The organism is Shinella sp. GW835-FHT14H05 (genome assembly GCF_058793575.1).
This window is the reverse complement of sequence record NZ_JBXAFY010000001.1, coordinates 1-17,049: the sequence shown is the minus strand read 5'-3', so window position 1 is coordinate 17,049 and position 17,049 is coordinate 1. Positions and strand designations below refer to the sequence as shown.

Genomic DNA, 17,049 nt, shown 5'->3' with positions numbered 1-17,049 from the left:
AGATCAGACCCACATTCATCCAAGGATCGCTGCCCCTCAACGGCGTTAATATTTACTTTTTCTAATGGGCGTGCTACCCACACGATCATCCGTTCCAGGCATTGCCAATATATTCGCCGTTGGATTTTCCTCCGAGGAATTGAACATGCTTGTGAAAAGTTTGCTCGCCTGTGCAATGTTTGTGCTCGGCTCGGTATTTTCACAAACCTTCGCCGGCGCATGGGCGGCAACGCAAGAGGTTCCCACCGATACGTGCCACGAGATTGCGGCTGCCGATGCGGCCGTTCCAAGCGATGCAATTCAAAGCAAGGCGGGCAAGTTCGCCCTTGTGATCGGAAACGCGGCCTATAGCGGAGGAATACCACCGCTTCGCAACCCGGCGCATGATGCCTCCGCCGTGAGCGACGTCCTTCGAAAGCTGAACTTCACGGTGTTCCTGGCAATCGATGCGCGAGGGGTAACGATACGCGACTGCGTCGCGCGTATGCAGGCGGCCCTTTTGGGTGACGATATCGCGCTCATCTATTATTCCGGCCACGGCATCCAGATCGACGATCGCAACTATCTGGTTGCAACCGATGCCAAGGCCGGCGACGGCCTTTCCGATGCCTTCGTCTACATCGATGAGATCATCGACGGTATGAAGGAAAAATCGGCATCGATCCTCGTTTTCCTTGATGCTTGCCGGAACAACCCGTTCGCAGGCGAGGGCAACCAGGGTTTGTCCGTATCGACCGGCCGCAGCCTCGACAGAGGGTTGGCGAAGGTCGACCCGGGGATGTCAGGCGCGAGAAAGCAAGCGCGCGGCATCTTCGTTGCCTATTCGACATCACCGAATGCAACGGCGACAGATGGCGAGGGAGACCTCAGCCCCTTCACCGCTGCCTTCGTCAAAGCCGTAAAGACCCCCGGCTTCTCGGTTCAGCGCGCCCTGAGCGAGGTTTCTCGCAGCGTCGGCGAGGCGACGGACTGGTCTCAGACACCATGGATAAAATCGTCGCTCACCGCCGAGATCCTGTTGAACGGCGTCCTGACGCTCGAGGAGGCGATTGCGGTCTCCCAAAATCATGCGGCGACGTCGAAGCGTCTGTTGGGAACCGGCGATGTCCAGGGTGCGATCGTCGAAGCCTTTCGCGGGCTTCCGCAGCGAATAGACGAAACGACCGCGGCACAATATCCATCCGCCTATCAGGCGCTGACGGCTGCTGCGCGGTCCAGCAGCATCGTTCTTCCCGTCCCTGCAAACAACATTCACGTCGTCATCGTCAATGCGAACGGCAGCCGGGCCGTCGTCGCCTCCGTCGACCGCGAATATCGCGGAACAGGCAAAGGCACGCTGGAAATCTGGGATACCTCCACCAAGAAGGTGATCGGCGCTCTCGGAGACCTGGGCACCGCAGTTCCCAGCGCAAAATTCTCCGCGGACGGATCGCGCGTGGCAGCCTATCTGGGCGAAGGGATCATAAAAGTCTCAGATGCCATCACGGGCGAGACCGTCGCGACGATCACACTCTCGGCAAAGAATCTCGGCCCGGCCTATGGTGGCCTCAAACCCCCAATTTTGGTGTTCAGTCAGGATGGAGCGGTTCTTGTCGGCACGCTCCACAAGAAGGGCGTGGCATTGGTGCAGGGCTGGGATGTGGCGAGTGGCGCGAAGCGTTTCGAGTTTGATCTCGGCTCCAGGTGCAACAGGCTGGTCAAGATAGCCGGCTGGAACCTGGACAGGGGTTTTGCCGTGCTGAACGCCGACGGCGCATCCCTTTCCTTCGTTTGCACCAACAATTCCCCCAAAATAGGAAAGGCGATCGTCGTCGGCCGATGGTCATTGTCGCAGAACGCCATGATCGGCTCCGGTGTCTTACCGGTCCCGGACGAGATTTATCCGATCGGATTCGGTTTCAGCCCCGACGGGACGCGGATGACTGTCCAGGAACTCGACAATGGCGGCTCGTACCAAATAACCGTCCTGGATACACAGACCGGGCAAAAGATCGGAGACGTGACGAAAGGGCTCTATTCGTCTTTCTCCCCGGAAGGCGACCTCTACTCCGTCGTTCATGAAGGCGGTGCCACGATTTTCTCCGCGAGAAATGGCGAACGCGTAAGCGAGATCACGGATTATGCCTATACTGTGCCGGCCGCCTTCCGGAAATTCGGCGAGAAATTTGCCGACTACATTCTTCTCGACAACGACATGTCCACGCTGACCCACGACGTATGGTGGCGGCCGGCGGGCACCCTCACGGTCGCTGAGGCGGCACGATCGAGGCTGACGGCGGAACAAAAGGCGGAGGCTGATGCCGGCGCGCTGGCTTACAATGAAATTCCGTGAGGCCCGGGCGAAATTCGACCTTCCGAGGGGGCGCGGCCGGGCTGTAACATAAACCTGTCACGCGACTTTCCACTGCGATAGTCTTGGCCCATGAAACTCGACCAGACCATACGGTTCTGCAGCTCGGCAGATGGCACCCGTATCGCCCTCGCGTCCTGCGGGAAGGGACAGGTACTCCTGCGCGCGGCCCACTGGCTCAGCCATGTCGACTATGATCTCCAGAGCCCCGTCTGGCGGCCATGGCTCCAGGCGCTTTCGGCCCGCAACCGGTTCGTGCGCTACGATCCACGCGGCTGCGGTCTGTCGGATCGCTACGTTGCCGACCTCTCGGTCGATGCGTGGCATGCGGATCTGGAGGCCGTGGCCGAAACGATCGAGGAACCGCAATTCGTCCTCCTCGGCCTTTCGCAGGGCGGTGCTCTTGCCATCGCCTATGCCGCGAGGCATCCCGAGCGTGTCTCCCGCCTGGTGCTTCTGAACGCCTACGGCCAGGGCGCCCGGGTCCGGGCGCAGACCGATGCGGAGCGACTGGAAGCCGAGACCCTTGTCAATTTCATCCGCGTGGGCTGGGGACGCGACAACCCGGCATTCGCCCAGTTCTTCACCAATCTCTTCATCCCGGATGGCACACCGGAGCAGCATCGCTGGTGGGGCGATCTCGAGCGCCTGACGGCGGCAGGCGACGTCGCCGCGCAACTGCTATGGAACATGCAGGGCATCGATGTGCTGGAGCTCGCGGCGACCCTCAGCGTGCCGACATTGATCGCCCATAGCCGCGGTGACATGCGCGTGCCGTTCGACCAGGGCTGCAAGCTTGCAGCGGCAATTCCGGGCGCACGCTTCGTACCGCTCGAGAGCAAGAACCACGTCTTGCTGCCCGATGAACCCGCCTGGCCCGTCTTCCTGTCCGAACTGGCCGCCTTCCTGGGGCAGGATCGGCCCATGCGGCCGCTTGCGGTCCGCGAAGCCGGTTTGACGCCCGTGGAGGCGGCACTTCTCGACCTCGTCGCAGAGGGGCTCGACAACCGCGAGATTGCGGAACGTCTCGGCAAGAGCGTGAAGACCGTGCGCAACCAGTTGTCGGTGCTCTTCGGCAAACTCGACGTACACAGCCGCTCGCAAGCGATTGTCGTCGCGCTGTCTCGATAGCCTGCGTCGAGAGCCGGCTTCTCCTCGCAAGGCGGAACGGGACATCTGTCCCTCGCATTGGCGGATTTCCTCCCCCGCTCGGGACTTGCGCCTCATGCCATCCCTAGGAACTAAGCCCATTCTCTGATCGTGGGCGGCAACATGTCGCCCCGGAACAGGAGGGAACTCACATGATGGAACTCAATGAAACAGCGCTCAATGAACTCGTCGGCCGCGTGCTTGGTGATCTTGGCGGCGCCGTCAGCGTTCCGCTGGTGCGGATCGGCGATGCTCTGGACCTCTACAAGACGCTCAAGGAAATCGGCCCCTCAACGGCCGATGAATTCGCCGATGCTGCGGGATGTTCGCCTCGGTACGTGCGAGAGTGGCTCGCAGCACAGGCGGCGTCGGGTTACGTGCACTATGAGGACGGACGGTTCTCGCTCACCCCCGAGCAGGCATTCGTGTTTGCCGAGCCCGACAGCCCCGTCAATCTGATCGGCGCATTCGATACCGCTGCTGCAATGGCTGAAAACCAGCCGAAGGTGCAAGCCGCCTTCAAGACCGGAAGGGGCGTCGCCTGGGGCGACCAGGCCGGCTGCATGTTCTGCGCCGTGGCACGGCTTTTCCGCCCGGGCTACGTCAATGCCCTCGTGCAGGATTGGCTTCCGGCGTTGGACGGTGTCGTCGACAAGCTCAAGGCGGGAGCGAAAGTGGCGGATGTCGGATGCGGGCACGGACTGTCGACGATCCTGATGGCACAGGCTTTCCCGCATTCCCGCTTCACGGGCTATGACTTCCATCCGGACTCGATCGCCGCTGCAACGGCGCACGCTCGATCGCATGACTTGGCGAACGTGCGCTTCGACGTCGGTCGTGCCCAGGACTTCGATGGACGCGATTTCGATCTGATCACCTGTTTCGACTGCCTGCACGACATGGGCGACCCCAAGGCAGCGGCAACACATATTCGCCGGGCGCTGAAGCCGGATGGGATATGGATGGTGGTCGAGCCCATGGCTGGGGACAAGCTGGAAGACAATATCAATCCCGTCGGCCGGCTCTACTACTCGGCGTCGACGATGATTTGCGTTCCCACGTCGCTGGCGCAGGAGACGGGGCTCGCGCTCGGTGCTCAGGCGGGGGAGAAACGGCTCGCCGAAGTGATCCGATCCGGTGGCTTCACTCGCGTTCGGCGCGCCGCCGAGACGCCCCTTAATATGGTTCTAGAGGCGACCTGATGTTGTTTTTACGGGTGGCGCAACAATTGGCGACACCTTCCCTCATCAATCAAAAAAAGGCCGGCGGGTGCCGGCCTTTTCCTTGGTCCATCAGCGCCTGTAGCGCAGACGTTCCTGTTCGATTTCGGCCGTACCATAAGGCTTCTGCGTGTCGTCGAAGCTCGTCCAGCCGCCTTCGGCATAGGCCGCGCGCCTCTGCTCGGGGTCCACCCAATTCGACTTGCGAAGGATGGCCTCGGCTTCGGCCTGCAGGCTGTCGTCAACCTTCGCGGTCACCAGCGTGCCGCCGCGGCGCACACCTTCGGCGTAGACGTGCGCGTGTTCTTCGGACACGCCGGATTCGGTCAAAGCGCCGATCAGCCCGCCGGCCGCACCGCCTGCCACGGCACCGGCGACCGCACCTGCTGCCGTGGCAGCGAGCCACCCGGCGGCGACGACCGGCCCGACACCGGGGATGGCCATGATGCCCAGTCCGGTCAGGAGGCCGCCGACGCCGCCAACGGCAGCACCGATGCCCGCGCCGGTTCCGGCACCTTCAGCGGCATTGGTTTCCTTGCCGTGGCGTTCGTCCGCATTGTTGGAAACGATGCTGATATCGCTGGAGGGCACACCACGTGCCTCCAGGGCGCTGACGGCGGCGCTGGCATCGGAGTAATCGTCGAACAGTCCGGTAACAGTTTTCATGGGAATCTCCTGAAGTCTGAAATTACTTGGCGACGATGTTGCCCTGGTAGTCGAGCGCGACAGTCACGGCCTTGCCGTCTTTCATCGCCTTGGCCTGCCAGATGCCCTTGTCGTCCAAGGCAAGGTCGGTGACCTCAGCATAGCCGGCCTGTGCGATGCGTTCCTTCGCCTGGTCCTCAGTGAAGCTGTTGGCACCCTCGACAGGCGCTGTCGCATTCATGCTGTCGGGCGTGGCAACCGCGGGTGTGTCGCCATCAGTCGTCGGGGTCGTGGACGTCTGAGCAAAGGCGCCAAAAGTCGAGGCGCCCACAAGCGCTGCGGCTAGGAGAAGTTTTTTCATGATTATTTCCTCGTTGAAGCCTGAGAGCAGGCTCCACAAGAACACCGTGCCAGGCGCATGGTTCCACGAAGAGAAAAATAGAAAATGGTGATGATAACCCGTGGAACATCAGCCGTTTCAAAGAGTTGACGCGCCATGCTGCGAACATTCGCTCGCAGGCAATTGGAGGTTTTCAAAAATGGGTCGCGGTATTCTTCTCTGGCTTCTGGGCATTCCCCTGCCGATCGTCATCCTGCTCGTTCTCTTCCTGCGATAGGAGACGGACATGTCCCTTTACAGTTCTGACGTCTCCGACGTCGGCGTTGAATCCAGCACGCCGGCGCTCGCCTGGGGTCCCGTAATCGGCGGTTCGGTCGCGGCAGCCGCCACGACGATCATCCTCCTCCTTCTGGGTTCCGGGGTCGGCCTCACGATGGTCTCGCCCTGGGCGGGGGAAAGCGCGTCCTTTACGGCGGTCAGCGTGACGGCGGCGATCTGGTTCGTCGTCGTGCAATGGCTCGCTTCGGCGCTTGGCGGCTATCTCACCGGTCGCCTTCGCACCAAATGGGCCGGCATCCATACGGATGAGGTCTTCTTCCGCGATACGGCGCATGGCTTTCTCAGCTGGGCCTTGGCGACAGTTGTCGTTGCAGGCCTGGCCGGTTCCGCTTTCACGTCGCTTGCCGGGACGGGCGTGCAGGCCGCCTCGACGGTCGCAGCAACCGCGACAGTTGCAGGCTCGGCCGCGGCAGCAAACAGCGATGCGTCGCCCGACGCGGCCACCGGCTACTTTACGGACCTTCTGCTTCGCCCGCAGGATCTGACAACGCGGGCGCAGGGCGATGACGTATCGGCCACCGCCGAGATTTCCCGCATCCTGGTGCAAGGCGCGGTCAACGATGGTGTACCGGAAGCCGACCGGGCCTATATGTCCGCCATCGTCGCATCGCGCGCCGGCGTGACCCCGGAGGAAGCGCGTGCCCGGGTTGACCAGGTTCTTCAGCAGGTCGAGGATGCAAAGAATGCCGCGCTGAAAGCCGCCGATGAGGCGCGCAAGTCCGCCGCGACGGTGGCGATGCTCGGTGCCCTGTCGCTGCTCGTCGGCGCGTTCATCGCGTCCGCTGCCGCCGCCCTCGGTGGACGTCAGCGTGACGACGAAGAAGCCGCATTGATTGTCAAGCGCTAGACCTGATCGAAGCCGCCTCCCGGGGCGGCTTCTTTCCTCAAAGCAGATTTATTGTGCAGTGCAGCAACCATATCGCTACTAATGGGTTAGGGTGTATGCGCCAATCCGGCGCGCCCCTGGAGCACCCCATGAGATCCCTGTCCGATACGCTCGAACGCCTCGCCCGGTTGCGCGCGGTGAAGCCCGCCGCCCCGACGGGCTCCATTCTCAGGAAACTCGATCAATTCGGAAGCAACCCTGGTGCTCTGACCTCATGGCACCATGTGCCCAAGCATCTGCCGACCGCGCCTGCCCTGGTGGTCGTGCTGCACGGCTGCACCCAAACCGCCGCCGGTTACGACGCCGGCTCCGGCTGGTCGGCGCTCGCCGAGGATTACGGTTTCGTCGTCCTTTTTCCCGAACAGGTCAGACAGAACAATGCGAACCTGTGCTTCAACTGGTTCAATGCCGCCGACACGCGGCGCGATGAGGGCGAGGCCATGTCCATCCGGCAGATGATTGCCACGATGGTCGCCGCTCATCACATCGATGAGCGCCGGGTCTACATCACCGGCCTCTCGGCCGGCGGCGCCATGGCGAATGCGATGCTGGCCTGTTACCCGGATGTTTTTGCCGGCGGCGCCATCATCGCCGGCCTCCCCTACTCTGCCGCGTCAACCGTGCCTGAAGCATTCGATCGCATGCGCGGGCAAGGGCTTCCCAAAACGAACGCCCTGCAGGCAAGCCTGCGCGCCGCCTCACGGTATGAGGGCGCGTGGCCGACGGTTTCCGTCTGGCACGGAACGGGTGACAACACGGTCGTGCCGGAAAATGCGGCCGCGATCGTCGCGCAGTGGCGCGGCGTGCATGCATTGCCGGAACAGCCGACATCCTCAGAGACATTCGCCAAATATTCCCGGTCGGCCTGGCGCGACGAACGCGGCACGGATGCCATCGAACTCTACCGGATCCCCGGCATGGCCCACGGCACACCCATCGATTCCTCCACCGGCTATGGCCACGGCGCGCCCTTCATGCTCGATGTCGGCGTTTCCTCCACCGTGGAGATCGCAAGGACGTGGGGACTTGCGGCCTCCTTCGAGCGCCGCGAGCGTCCGAAGGCCGAAGTCATCGACGAGCGTCCCGCCATACACCCGAGCGGCGGTGCTGGAAACAAGATCCAATCCGTCATCGAGAATGCACTGCGCTCGGCCGGGCTGATGAAATGATGGCACCGTGGCTCACCTGACACGCCACATATAGATGGTCGGCGGAGCACGTCGCTCCGTCGTTGTTCTGGCAAGAGACCGACGGTCCGCCCGTTACAATTCCGAGAGCGAAGGGCTGGATCGGCGGCGAGGCCAGCTGCACCACGCGTCATCCGAAATCGTCAATGTCCATCTTGCCGGCCGTATTCGAGGCTCACATCCGACAAAGGCTCTAGGCCTTCTTGAGCGCCTCTGGCTTGTGCGCTGCCCGCTTGCCCGATTTGTCGCTTTCGACGATGAACTGAGGATCATCTTTCGTGGCCTTGACGTTATGGCCCTTGATCTTTGTTTCGCTGGTCTGCTTCCTTACGACCTTGCCTTCGGTTTCGCCCTGGCTGGTCTCCCAGTTCACCTTGTCGCCTTTTTTGAACTTGTCGCTCATCTTGGCCTCCTGCAACGTCAATCGGGGCTCGCCACTGAGGGAGGCCTGATGTTTGCGGGCTCGCTTTCCCCGCCGCCGCGCGCGAATTCGTCGTCGGCTTGCTGATTGACCCGGGCCACGTCATCCGACTCCTGCTCGGTCAACTCCACTTCCTCTCCGGCGCGCCTCCAATGGTCGGCGTGTTGGCCGTACGGACGGCCTTCGTTCTCCCAGATTTTTTAGGCACGCTCACGGTGCCGCTCCTTATCCACCATTTCAGTCTCCGCGATTTTTGAGCCGATCCACGACCTGAAGCCCGGCATCGAGCCGGGCTTCAGGTCTGCTGAAATACCTGTCAGTGATGGTGTTCGGGCATCGCCTTGAGCTGGTCCTTGGTCCAGGCCGTCACCGCGTGAACGTCGCCGTCCTCGTCGCGCATGAACTCGAGATCGGTCAGCGGAACGCCGACCGGCTTCGCACCGATGCCAAGGAACCCGCCGACGTCGATCACAGCGGTGCTTCCGGAGCCAGCGCCGTGGACATGGTCAAGGGTGCCGACCTTGTGGTCGTCCGCCCCATAAATGGTTGCGCCTTCCAGAACGTCAGGCGTCATTTCGGCAGCGGTGAGACGTACGTGATTTGTATGGTCCATGTCGGTTTCCTCCATTGAATAGGAGTTTGGGAAACCCACATGGCTCCTCTTTGTTCCACGAGGACGACCTGCGATTTTGCGGTTCTCAGCGCAACGACAGCCCCCTGTAGTCGGCTATGATCGAAGAGACGTCGTCGAGCGCAGTCTTCGCATCGACTCCACCGGCTTTCCGAGCCTCACCACATCATTTCCGGTTGGATCTCGGCAAATGGACGCGCCGCCCCTATTAGGAAGGCGCGTCCTGCCGGCCACGTCGCTCCAGCGTCGTCCGCCCCATTTCCTGGAACGAAGGCGCCGTCGCCGTTGGATCCTATTCTTCGCTATCGTTCGGAATATGGCTATCGACGCCCCGTGTCAGCAGCTCCCGCGCATGCACATTGCGAACGCCCTTGACGGCGCGGATCGAGCCAATGAGATGGCGACGATCGTCCTCGCTGTCGATACTGCCATCGATGTCGACCACGCCGTCGCGGACGTTGATCTCCAGGGAGGCAAGGTCGATCTGCTTGTCGCCTTCAAGTGCTAGCGTTATGCGCTCTTCCAGTTCGTCGTCCGCGATCACATCTTCCGTCCCGTCGGAAAATGGCAGGGGAGCGCCGCTCACGTCGGTCGCCACCGGATCGAGCGACACCTCGACACCCTCATTGTCCAACTGGTCGAAGTTTGCGTCCGGGGCGCCATAGGGTGCGTTCCGCGCTTCGCGTGGATCGGCGTCCTTGTCGGCATAGGGCCATCCATCGCGGATGTCCCGTTGCTCGAAGTCACGAAAATCGTCTTCACGTGAGACTTGCTTGCGGTCGGCCATCGCTTTCTCCACTTCATTATTCCTGCTGCATTGGGAAGACCGAACCGATCATGACGCACTTTGTTCCCTGCTTGCCCTGCTGCGCAGGGTCTGTGCGCTTATGCGGCAATCACCTTGCGCCCTATCTTGATGGTGCGGATGCTGTTAGCACCATTGGGCAACATTGGAGAAAGCCGTGACCCTCAACGAAAAATTCAAAATCATTCTCGGCGCCTTCCTTAGCCCGCGCTACGGGGTCTCGCCGTCTGCCCCCCGCGGCACGGTAGAAAACTACTCCAGAAAACATGGGTTGGCCGGCTCGGACTTTTCCGAGACCATCGAAGCGGCCATAAGCGCGGGATTGATCTCGATCGGCTCAGACTCGTCGTTCTCAATTAGGGAAGCCGGCCGCACCAAACTGGCACGGCGCTAGCCAAGAGCTGAAGCCGCAAGCGCAGAATGACCCCCTGAATAGGTTGGCGTGTTCATCCGCGAGACCTCACCAGGATGGCGCTCTCGGAAGTTTCAGGCTTCAAGTAACTTCCAAATTTGTCTTACCGTCGATGCGAGGCTCGGAGCCGCTCGAACCAAAGCCAGTGAACCGCGTTACTGGTGCGCTACGCTATCCGTATTGGATTTATCCCAAGAGGACGAGGGAAGGCGCGAGGCCAGTCAAAGCCCCGACTGGCCTCGTTCAAAAGGAGACACCATGACGACGCTTATCACCTCGCCACGCAAACCAATGAGTGACGCATCCGCGCAGAGCGACTGCGAGAACGCTGTTGCACGACCAGTGTGCGAATTGATCGACAAAATCACTCAAGCGGGCTGGGCGCCGGAGATTGCCTATGCGGCAGTCAAAAGAGTGCTGGAGGATCAGACGCATGCCTGCGCGACACACCCGCGGCCTGCTGAGGGCCGTAAGCCCAGCCCATTTCCGCTCGCGCCGTTTTGATAGGAGTCGACCCTGTGAGACTGAAAGCCAATGTCATGGGCATTTGTTTGCTCACCACCTTCGTCCTCATCTTCGGATCGATTATCAGCATGGTGCTGTTCTCGGCAGGAACGGCTCCAACGACAATGAGCGTCGAGGCCCTCGCAAAGCAAGAGGCGCACTAGTGCCTAAAGGCGCCAAACAATCCTAGATCCGGACGTAAAAGTGCTTGAGTAGAGCAAGCAAAAGTATTCGACGTCCCCGCATTTGAAAAGGCGATGCTCGTGGCTAATCTAGGGGCTCAGCGTCGCAGCAAATCCCGTCCCGGCAGCAAATGAGGAAGATCGGCGCCGGTGCAGGTTTACCCCCTTGCCCGCCGCCGGACGCGAGCCATATCGCTCAAATTAAGTCCCTCAGGAGCAAGATCGATTTCCCGACGCGCCCTCCCCATCCTGCTGATCCCGCTGAGCGGCTGCACCGGCGCGCAGTCGGCGCTCGACCCGGCGGGAGAGGAGGCCGCGGCGGTTTTTCAGCTCTTTCTTGTCATGGTGGTGGGTGGCGCGCTGATCTGGATCGCCGTGGTCGGCCTGCTGATCCATGCCGGGCGGCGACGCGAAACGCCGTGGTCGGCAGAGAAGGCCGGGCGGCTGATCGCCTGGGGCGGGGTTGCCCTTCCCGTCGTGGTGCTTCTGGCGCTGCTTGCCTATGCGGTCTGGCTGATGCCTGCGATCCGGCCGTGGCTGGCGCGCGTCGCCCCCGCGCCGGAAACGATCGAGGTCACCGGCGAGCAATTCTGGTGGCGAATCCGCTATCCGGCCAGCGACGGCATGGCGGGCTTCGAGACGGCAAACGAGCTGCGGCTGCCGGTCGGCACGCGCACCGCCTTTTCGCTGAAGGCCGCCGATGTCATCCATTCCTTCTGGATCCCGGCACTCGGCGGCAAGATGGACATGATCCCCGGCCGGACCAACACGCTGTCGCTGGAGCCGACGCGCACCGGGCTTTTTCGCGCGCCCTGCGCGGAATTCTGCGGCACGTCGCATACGCTGATGGCCTTTTCGGTCGTCGTCATGGAGCCGGACGATTATGCCACCTGGCGCCGGGCGCAGGCGGGGGGCAACCGGCCGGGTACCGGCGAAGGCGAGCGGCTCTTTGCCTATCATGGCTGTGCCGGCTGTCATGGGGTACGCGGCGTAACGGGGCCGGCAACCCTCGGCCCGGACCTCACCTTCTTCGGCCAGCGCCAGACGGTCGGCGCCGGCACGCTTGCCAACACGGCGCAGAATGTCGCCCGTTTCATCCGCGATCCGGCCGCGGTGAAGCCCGGCGCAAAAATGCCGGCCTTCGACATGCTGCCGGAAAAAGACATCGCCGCCATCGCCACTTACCTGGTGGGGCTTCAATGACCGAGCTCTCCAGCGAAGACCGGACAGCGCAGGAGGCGCAGTTGCGCGAGGTCTGGCGCACGCCGTCCGGCTGGCGCTACTGGACCTCCGTCAACAATACCGAGATCGGCTTGTGGTACGGCGCGGCCGCCTTTGTCTTCATGCTGTTTGCCGGGGTGCTGGCGCTGCTGGTACGCGTGCAGCTCGCCGTCCCGGGAAACGATTTTCTCTCCGCCGACATGTTCAACCAAGCCTTCACCCTGCACGGCACGGTGATGATGTTCCTCTTCGCCGTACCGATCTTCGAGGCGGTGGCGATCTTCCTGCTCCCTTCCATGCTCGGCGCGCGCGAACTGCCCTTCCCCCGGCTTTCTGCCTTCGGCTTCTGGAGTTTCGCGCTCGGTGGCGTCTTCGTCTGCGGCTCGATCTTTTTTGGCGCGGCGCCGAACACCGGATGGTTCATGTATCCGCCGCTCGCCACCGACAAGGAATATTCCGGTATCGGCGCGGATATCTGGTTGCTCGGCCTGTCCTTCATCGAGGTCGCGTCGATCGCCGCTGCGGTGGAGCTCATCGTCGGCATCATGAAGTGCCGCGCTCCCGGTATGCGCATCAACATGATGCCGCTCTTCGCCTGGTATCTCTTGATCGTGGCCGGCATGATCCTCTTCGCCTTCCCGCCGCTGATCGCTGGCGACATCCTGTTCGAGATGGAACGAATGTTCGACTGGCCGTTCTTCGACGCGGCACGCGGCGGCGATCCGCTGCTGTGGCAGCACCTGTTCTGGATCTTCGGCCACCCGGAAGTCTACATCATCTTCCTTCCGGCAATCGCGCTGATGGCGATGATCGTGCCGACCTTCGCGCAAAGACCGATCGTCGGCTATTCCTGGATCGTGCTCGCCGCCGTCGGAACCGGGTTCCTGAGTTTCGGCCTGTGGGTGCATCACATGTTCACCACCGGCCTGCCGCAAATCTCGCTCGCCTTCTTCTCCGCCGCCTCCGAGGCGGTGGCGATCCCGACCGGCGTGCAGATCTTCGTCTTCATCGCCACCATGCTCGCCGGCCGCGTTATCTTTTCCGTGCCCATGCTCTTTGGCGCAGGCGGGCTCGCCATCTTCATCATCGGCGGGCTGACGGGTGTCATGGTGGCGCTGGTGCCCTTCGACTGGCAAGCGCATGACACTTATTTCATCGTCGCCCACCTGCATTATGTGCTGATCGGCGGCATGCTTTTCCCGATCGTCGCCGGCATCTACTATTATTATCCGCTGCTGAATGCGCGAAAACTCTCCGACCGGTTGGGGAAAATCGCCTTCTGGCTGATGTTCGTCGGCTTCAACGTGGCCTTTTTCCCCATGCATCTCGCGGGCCTGCGGGGCATGCCGCGGCGTGTTTTCACATATCCCGCCGATATCGGCTGGGACTGGTTCAACTTGATCTCCACTATCGGCGCCTTCATCTTCGCCTCCGGCGTCGCCCTTGTGGTGATCGACGTGCTGCGCCCGAAACACCGCCAGCCGAAGGGCGAGCAGAACCCCTGGAACTCCGGCACGCTGGAATGGATCAGCGAGCCGGAGGAAAAATGGGGCGTGCGCTCCATCCCGATCATCACGAGCCGCTACCCGATCTGGGACCAGCCCAGCCTGATCGAGGACATCAAGGCCGGCCGCGGTTACCTGCCCGACACCAAGGATGGCGCGCGCGAAACGCTCGTCACCTCGGTACTCGACGCAAAACCCATCCAATGCCTGCGGGTCGGCGGCACGTCGATCCTCACCATCGTTGCCGCTTTTTCGCTCGGCGGCGTCTTCATCGCGCTGACGTTCCATTGGTGGATCACGACGATCGTCTGCGCGATCATGACGCTCGCGGCGATCATTGCCTGGCTCTGGACTGGCACGGCCGTCATCCCGAAGGAGGAGATGCGCGACGTCGGCCTCGGCGAGACGCTCCCGCTCTATACGTCGGGGCCGCAATCGGTCGGCTGGTGGGCCATGTGCATCACCATGGCAGGCGACGGCACGGCCTATGCCAGCCTGATGTTCGGCTACTTCTTCTCCTGGACGATCAACGAGGATTTTACCGCCGGCCATGCGGGTCCCGGCATGCTTTGGCCGCTTACCGCCGCCGGCCTCTTCACGCTCGCCTGGGCGGCCATGCTTGTCGCGCGGCGGGTCAATGAAGCCGACCGGCGCGGCCTCACCCGGCTTGCGCTCGCCGTCGCGATGCTCCTGACGCTCGCCGCCTGTTGCGCGGGGCTTGCCGGGCCCTATCTCACCGGCATGGACCCGACCGTGCATGTCTACCCGGCGATCGTCTGGGTCGTCGCCCTCTGGACCGTCTTGCATGGCGGTGTCGGCATCGTCATGCAGCTCTACTGCCTCGCCAGGAACCTCGCCGGGCGGATGAGCGCGCACCACGACATGGATCTTCGCAATGTCGTGCTCTACTGGCATTTCCTCGTCATCACCGCGATCACGTCCTTCGGCGTGCTCGGCCTCTTTCCGGGATTGAGGTGACGCGATGCGCCTCATTCCCAAGGACGTCGAAAGCCTTTGGACCCTCTTTACCGCACCGACCATCTGGGCGCTGCATTTCCTCGCCTGTTATGTCACCGCCGCGGTCTTCTGTGCCAAGGCGGGCGTGGCGCCCTTCTCCTTCGCGGCGATGCGGTTCGCCCTCGGCGTTGTTACGCTGGTTGCGCTGTCGGGCATCGTCCTCTCGGCCTATCTTGCCTGGCGGCAATGGGGTTTCGGCTCGGGCGACCCGCCGCATGACGAGCCGACCCGCAAAGACCGCCTGCTCTTCCAGGGCTTTGCGACACTGCTGCTCTCCGGCCTGAGCTTCGTCGCGGTGGTTTTCGGCGCCGTGCCGCTGCTGTTCATCGGAGCGTGCCAGCCATGAGGACGATCGCGCTCCCCGCCGGCCTTGCGCTTCTCGGCCTTGCCCTCGTCCTCGGTCTTGGCGCAGGCTCCTTCACCGTCCATATGGTCGCGCATATGGGCATCGTCGCGGTGGCCGCGCCGCTGATCGCCTGTGGCCTCGTCGGTACGCGGCGCGACCCGCTGGCGCGCAGGGCCTGGATGACACCAATGCTGGCCTCGCTGATCGAGCTCGTCGTGGTCTGGTTCTGGCATATGCCGGTGCTGCGCACCGCCGCAGATGCGAGCCTGGTGCTGACGCTCGTCGAACAGGCGAGTTTTCTCGCCGCCGGCCTGCTGCTGTGGATCACCTGTCTCCGGCCGGGCGACGGGCGCCTCGCCGGGACGATCGGCCTGCTGTTCACCTCCATGCACATGACGCTGCTCGGCGTGCTTCTGGCATTGGCGCCGCGCCCGCTTTACGGCGACGGTGCGGTCAGCTGTTTCGGCATCCCTCTTTCCGCGGCCGCCGACCAGCAGATCGGCGGCGTGGTCATGCTGATGGTGGGGGCGCTCGCCTATCTCGCCGGCGGCGTCGCCCTGCTCGCGGGCCTGCTTCGAGACGGTGAAGAGAAGATGGTGGAGGAGCGCTGATGCGGATCGGCTGGAAACACCTCGCAGTTCTGCCCGTCGCCGGCATCGCGGTCGCATTTCTCGTCGCATGGAGCGGCCTGATCAGCGTCAAGGCAAGCACCGGTCATTGGAAGGTCACGGACATTTTCCTGCACTGGGTGATGCGGTCGTCGGTCCGAACCGCCGCGATCGGCACGACGGTTCCGGCCTTCACCGAGGGCATGCTGCCGATGGCGGCCGGACACTTCGAGACCGGGTGTGCGATCTGCCACGGCTCGCCGGCCATGCCACGACCCGATAGTGTCGGCAGGATGCTGCCCCCGCCGCCCGATCTCAAGGACAAGATCGCGACCTGGAGCGACGCGGAACTCTTCCAGATCGTTCAGCACGGCGTTCGCTATACCGGCATGCCAGCCTGGCCGGTCGCCGGCCGTGAAGACGAGGCCTGGGCGATGGTCGCCTTTCTGCGCCGTTATCGCGAACTCGATGCCCAGCAATACCGCACGCTCGCAGGCTTCAGTGCGACCCGGTCGCAGGCGATGGACCAGATCATCGAGACCTGCAACGGCTGCCATGCGCCGGCCCGGCTCGGGCCGGACAGCCTCATTCCCCGTCTCGCCGGGCAATCCGCAACCTATCTTGAACAGGCTCTTCTTGCCTATGCTGATGGAACGCGGCACAGCGGCATCATGGCCGTGGCCATCGACACGCGGACCGAAGCGGAGTTGCAGGCTCTAGCGCGCCATTTCTCCGGGGAAGCCGCCGATTCAGTGCCCCGGTCGGAGAGCAGCCTGTTCGAACGAGGCCAGGCGCTCGCGACAAAAGGCGATCCTGACCGCGGCATTCCTGCATGCCTCTCGTGTCACGACAAGGCCCAGGCAAACCCCAGCTACCCCCGCCTATCCCGCCAACCCGCTGCCTATCTCGCAAACCAGCTTCAGCTGTTCATCGGGAAAACGCGAGGGGGCGGCCCCTTCAAGGAGCTGATGATCCGCTCGGCCGCGAACCTGGAAGCGAACGACATCGCGGCATTGGCGGCCTACTTCGCGATACGGGAAGCGACAGAGACCAATGTTGCGAAGTGAGCGGAGGGGACGCACGCGGATCGCCTGATTAGCAGCACATAACAGCGGCTAATTTTTCCCACCCCTAGAAACGGCAAAAGCCCTCCGAGTTTGGAGGGCTTTTTGATATTTGGTTGCGGGGGCCTGAACACAGTGAGTGACCTGAGCCCCTGAACTTCCTCCAGATTTTGGTAGAGTCCGTCGTATCAAGGAGACGGACGGAATGAAGCATTCA

The 17,049-nt window shown here is 62.6% G+C and carries 19 protein-coding genes and 1 pseudogene; 13 read left to right on the top strand and 7 right to left on the bottom strand.

The window, feature by feature from the left end:
* Positions 1–145 precede the first annotated feature (145 nt).
* The 3 genes from AC1Q6Z_RS00100 (at position 146) to AC1Q6Z_RS00090 (ending at position 4,701) form a co-directional block, all read left to right on the top strand.
* Positions 146–2,332, top strand: a complete 2,187-nt coding sequence (locus AC1Q6Z_RS00100; protein WP_492646315.1) for a caspase family protein — start codon at positions 146–148, stop codon at positions 2,330–2,332.
* Between the two features lie 90 nt (positions 2,333–2,422).
* Complete coding sequence (locus tag AC1Q6Z_RS00095) at positions 2,423–3,481, top strand: alpha/beta fold hydrolase (protein WP_492646314.1); 1,059 nt, start codon at positions 2,423–2,425, stop codon at positions 3,479–3,481.
* 170 nt (positions 3,482–3,651) lie between these two features.
* Positions 3,652–4,701, top strand: coding sequence for a class I SAM-dependent methyltransferase (locus AC1Q6Z_RS00090; RefSeq protein ID WP_492646313.1), 1,050 nt, complete (start codon positions 3,652–3,654; stop codon positions 4,699–4,701).
* Between the two features lie 90 nt (positions 4,702–4,791).
* Here AC1Q6Z_RS00090 and AC1Q6Z_RS00085 read toward each other — a convergent pair whose 3' ends face one another.
* Both AC1Q6Z_RS00085 and AC1Q6Z_RS00080 read right to left on the bottom strand, forming a co-directional pair.
* The gene (locus AC1Q6Z_RS00085; RefSeq protein ID WP_435266551.1) at positions 4,792–5,385 is read right to left on the bottom strand and encodes a general stress protein; all 594 of its coding nucleotides are present in this window, start codon (positions 5,383–5,385) and stop codon (positions 4,792–4,794) included.
* Between the two features lie 22 nt (positions 5,386–5,407).
* Positions 5,408–5,725: a PepSY domain-containing protein gene (locus tag AC1Q6Z_RS00080; protein WP_492646312.1), complete on the bottom strand. Its 318-nt coding sequence runs from the start codon at positions 5,723–5,725 to the stop codon at positions 5,408–5,410.
* Positions 5,726–5,990: 265 nt separating this feature from the next.
* Here AC1Q6Z_RS00080 and AC1Q6Z_RS00075 point away from each other — a divergent pair, with 265 nt between their 5' ends.
* Positions 5,991–6,890 (top strand): hypothetical protein, encoded by a 900-nt coding sequence (locus AC1Q6Z_RS00075; protein ID WP_492646311.1) that lies wholly within the window; start codon positions 5,991–5,993, stop codon positions 6,888–6,890.
* Between the two features lie 128 nt (positions 6,891–7,018).
* Complete coding sequence (locus AC1Q6Z_RS00070) at positions 7,019–8,098, top strand: extracellular catalytic domain type 1 short-chain-length polyhydroxyalkanoate depolymerase (RefSeq protein ID WP_492646310.1); 1,080 nt, start codon at positions 7,019–7,021, stop codon at positions 8,096–8,098.
* A 211-nt stretch (positions 8,099–8,309) separates the two neighbouring features.
* Here the strand turns inward: AC1Q6Z_RS00070 and AC1Q6Z_RS00065 are convergent, their stop codons facing one another.
* From AC1Q6Z_RS00065 to AC1Q6Z_RS00045, 5 genes and pseudogenes are all read right to left on the bottom strand, one after another.
* Entirely contained in the window at positions 8,310–8,519 is a 210-nt protein-coding gene (locus tag AC1Q6Z_RS00065; protein ID WP_492646309.1) for a hypervirulence associated TUDOR domain-containing protein, read from the bottom strand.
* 17 nt (positions 8,520–8,536) lie between these two features.
* Positions 8,537–8,662 carry a hypothetical protein gene (locus AC1Q6Z_RS00060; RefSeq protein WP_492646308.1) on the bottom strand — a complete coding sequence of 42 codons (126 nt, stop codon included), beginning with the start codon at positions 8,660–8,662 and terminating at the stop codon, positions 8,537–8,539.
* 9 nt (positions 8,663–8,671) lie between these two features.
* Positions 8,672–8,734: pseudogene (locus tag AC1Q6Z_RS00055) on the bottom strand (DUF2934 domain-containing protein); the annotation flags it as partial.
* Between the two features lie 119 nt (positions 8,735–8,853).
* Positions 8,854–9,150 carry a PRC-barrel domain-containing protein gene (locus AC1Q6Z_RS00050; RefSeq protein ID WP_435269820.1) on the bottom strand — a complete coding sequence of 99 codons (297 nt, stop codon included), beginning with the start codon at positions 9,148–9,150 and terminating at the stop codon, positions 8,854–8,856.
* A 310-nt stretch (positions 9,151–9,460) separates the two neighbouring features.
* Positions 9,461–9,955, bottom strand: a complete 495-nt coding sequence (locus AC1Q6Z_RS00045) for a BON domain-containing protein (RefSeq protein ID WP_256119592.1) — start codon at positions 9,953–9,955, stop codon at positions 9,461–9,463.
* A gap of 175 nt (positions 9,956–10,130) precedes the next feature.
* Here AC1Q6Z_RS00045 and AC1Q6Z_RS00040 point away from each other — a divergent pair, with 175 nt between their 5' ends.
* The 8 genes from AC1Q6Z_RS00040 to AC1Q6Z_RS00005 all read left to right on the top strand — a co-directional run bounded on the left by AC1Q6Z_RS00040 (position 10,131) and on the right by AC1Q6Z_RS00005 (position 16,835).
* Positions 10,131–10,367, top strand: coding sequence for a hypothetical protein (locus tag AC1Q6Z_RS00040; protein ID WP_435269819.1), 237 nt, complete (start codon positions 10,131–10,133; stop codon positions 10,365–10,367).
* A 276-nt stretch (positions 10,368–10,643) separates the two neighbouring features.
* On the top strand, positions 10,644–10,889 hold the full coding sequence (locus AC1Q6Z_RS00035; RefSeq protein ID WP_492646307.1) for a hypothetical protein: 246 nt from the start codon (positions 10,644–10,646) through the stop codon (positions 10,887–10,889).
* A 14-nt stretch (positions 10,890–10,903) separates the two neighbouring features.
* Positions 10,904–11,053, top strand: coding sequence for a hypothetical protein (locus AC1Q6Z_RS00030; RefSeq protein ID WP_492646306.1), 150 nt, complete (start codon positions 10,904–10,906; stop codon positions 11,051–11,053).
* Positions 11,054–11,221: 168 nt separating this feature from the next.
* Positions 11,222–12,274: a cytochrome c oxidase subunit II gene (gene coxB / locus AC1Q6Z_RS00025; protein WP_492646305.1), complete on the top strand. Its 1,053-nt coding sequence runs from the start codon at positions 11,222–11,224 to the stop codon at positions 12,272–12,274.
* A complete protein-coding gene (gene ctaD, locus AC1Q6Z_RS00020) occupies positions 12,271–14,775 on the top strand; it encodes a cytochrome c oxidase subunit I (RefSeq protein WP_492646304.1) in 2,505 nt (834 codons plus the stop codon). Before coxB ends, ctaD begins: the two co-directional genes overlap by 4 nt.
* Positions 14,776–14,779: 4 nt before the next feature.
* On the top strand, positions 14,780–15,160 hold the full coding sequence (locus tag AC1Q6Z_RS00015; protein WP_492646303.1) for a hypothetical protein: 381 nt from the start codon (positions 14,780–14,782) through the stop codon (positions 15,158–15,160).
* The gene (locus tag AC1Q6Z_RS00010; RefSeq protein ID WP_492646302.1) at positions 15,157–15,771 is read left to right on the top strand and encodes a cytochrome c oxidase assembly protein; all 615 of its coding nucleotides are present in this window, start codon (positions 15,157–15,159) and stop codon (positions 15,769–15,771) included. The genes AC1Q6Z_RS00015 and AC1Q6Z_RS00010 overlap by 4 nt, the downstream gene beginning before the upstream one ends.
* Positions 15,771–16,835 carry a c-type cytochrome gene (locus AC1Q6Z_RS00005; RefSeq protein ID WP_492646301.1) on the top strand — a complete coding sequence of 355 codons (1,065 nt, stop codon included), beginning with the start codon at positions 15,771–15,773 and terminating at the stop codon, positions 16,833–16,835. The genes AC1Q6Z_RS00010 and AC1Q6Z_RS00005 overlap by 1 nt, the downstream gene beginning before the upstream one ends.
* Positions 16,836–17,049 lie beyond the last annotated feature (214 nt).

What these genes read in the sequence shown, in the direction of transcription:
- AC1Q6Z_RS00080 (WP_492646312.1), bottom strand. Translation starts at nt 5,725, where the DNA reads ATGAAAAAACTTCTCCTAGCCGCAGCGCTTGTGGGCGCCTCGACTTTT.
- AC1Q6Z_RS00015 (WP_492646303.1), top strand. Translation starts at nt 14,780, where the DNA reads ATGCGCCTCATTCCCAAGGACGTCGAAAGCCTTTGGACCCTCTTTACC.
- AC1Q6Z_RS00050 (WP_435269820.1), bottom strand. Translation starts at nt 9,150, where the DNA reads ATGGACCATACAAATCACGTACGTCTCACCGCTGCCGAAATGACGCCT.
- AC1Q6Z_RS00075 (WP_492646311.1), top strand. Translation starts at nt 5,991, where the DNA reads ATGTCCCTTTACAGTTCTGACGTCTCCGACGTCGGCGTTGAATCCAGC.
- AC1Q6Z_RS00095 (WP_492646314.1), top strand. Translation starts at nt 2,423, where the DNA reads ATGAAACTCGACCAGACCATACGGTTCTGCAGCTCGGCAGATGGCACC.
- AC1Q6Z_RS00005 (WP_492646301.1), top strand. Translation starts at nt 15,771, where the DNA reads ATGCGGATCGGCTGGAAACACCTCGCAGTTCTGCCCGTCGCCGGCATC.
- AC1Q6Z_RS00090 (WP_492646313.1), top strand. Translation starts at nt 3,652, where the DNA reads ATGATGGAACTCAATGAAACAGCGCTCAATGAACTCGTCGGCCGCGTG.
- ctaD (WP_492646304.1), top strand. Translation starts at nt 12,271, where the DNA reads ATGACCGAGCTCTCCAGCGAAGACCGGACAGCGCAGGAGGCGCAGTTG.
- AC1Q6Z_RS00100 (WP_492646315.1), top strand. Translation starts at nt 146, where the DNA reads ATGCTTGTGAAAAGTTTGCTCGCCTGTGCAATGTTTGTGCTCGGCTCG.
- AC1Q6Z_RS00070 (WP_492646310.1), top strand. Translation starts at nt 7,019, where the DNA reads ATGAGATCCCTGTCCGATACGCTCGAACGCCTCGCCCGGTTGCGCGCG.
- AC1Q6Z_RS00010 (WP_492646302.1), top strand. Translation starts at nt 15,157, where the DNA reads ATGAGGACGATCGCGCTCCCCGCCGGCCTTGCGCTTCTCGGCCTTGCC.
- AC1Q6Z_RS00085 (WP_435266551.1), bottom strand. Translation starts at nt 5,385, where the DNA reads ATGAAAACTGTTACCGGACTGTTCGACGATTACTCCGATGCCAGCGCC.
- AC1Q6Z_RS00065 (WP_492646309.1), bottom strand. Translation starts at nt 8,519, where the DNA reads ATGAGCGACAAGTTCAAAAAAGGCGACAAGGTGAACTGGGAGACCAGC.
- AC1Q6Z_RS00045 (WP_256119592.1), bottom strand. Translation starts at nt 9,955, where the DNA reads ATGGCCGACCGCAAGCAAGTCTCACGTGAAGACGATTTTCGTGACTTC.
- AC1Q6Z_RS00035 (WP_492646307.1), top strand. Translation starts at nt 10,644, where the DNA reads ATGACGACGCTTATCACCTCGCCACGCAAACCAATGAGTGACGCATCC.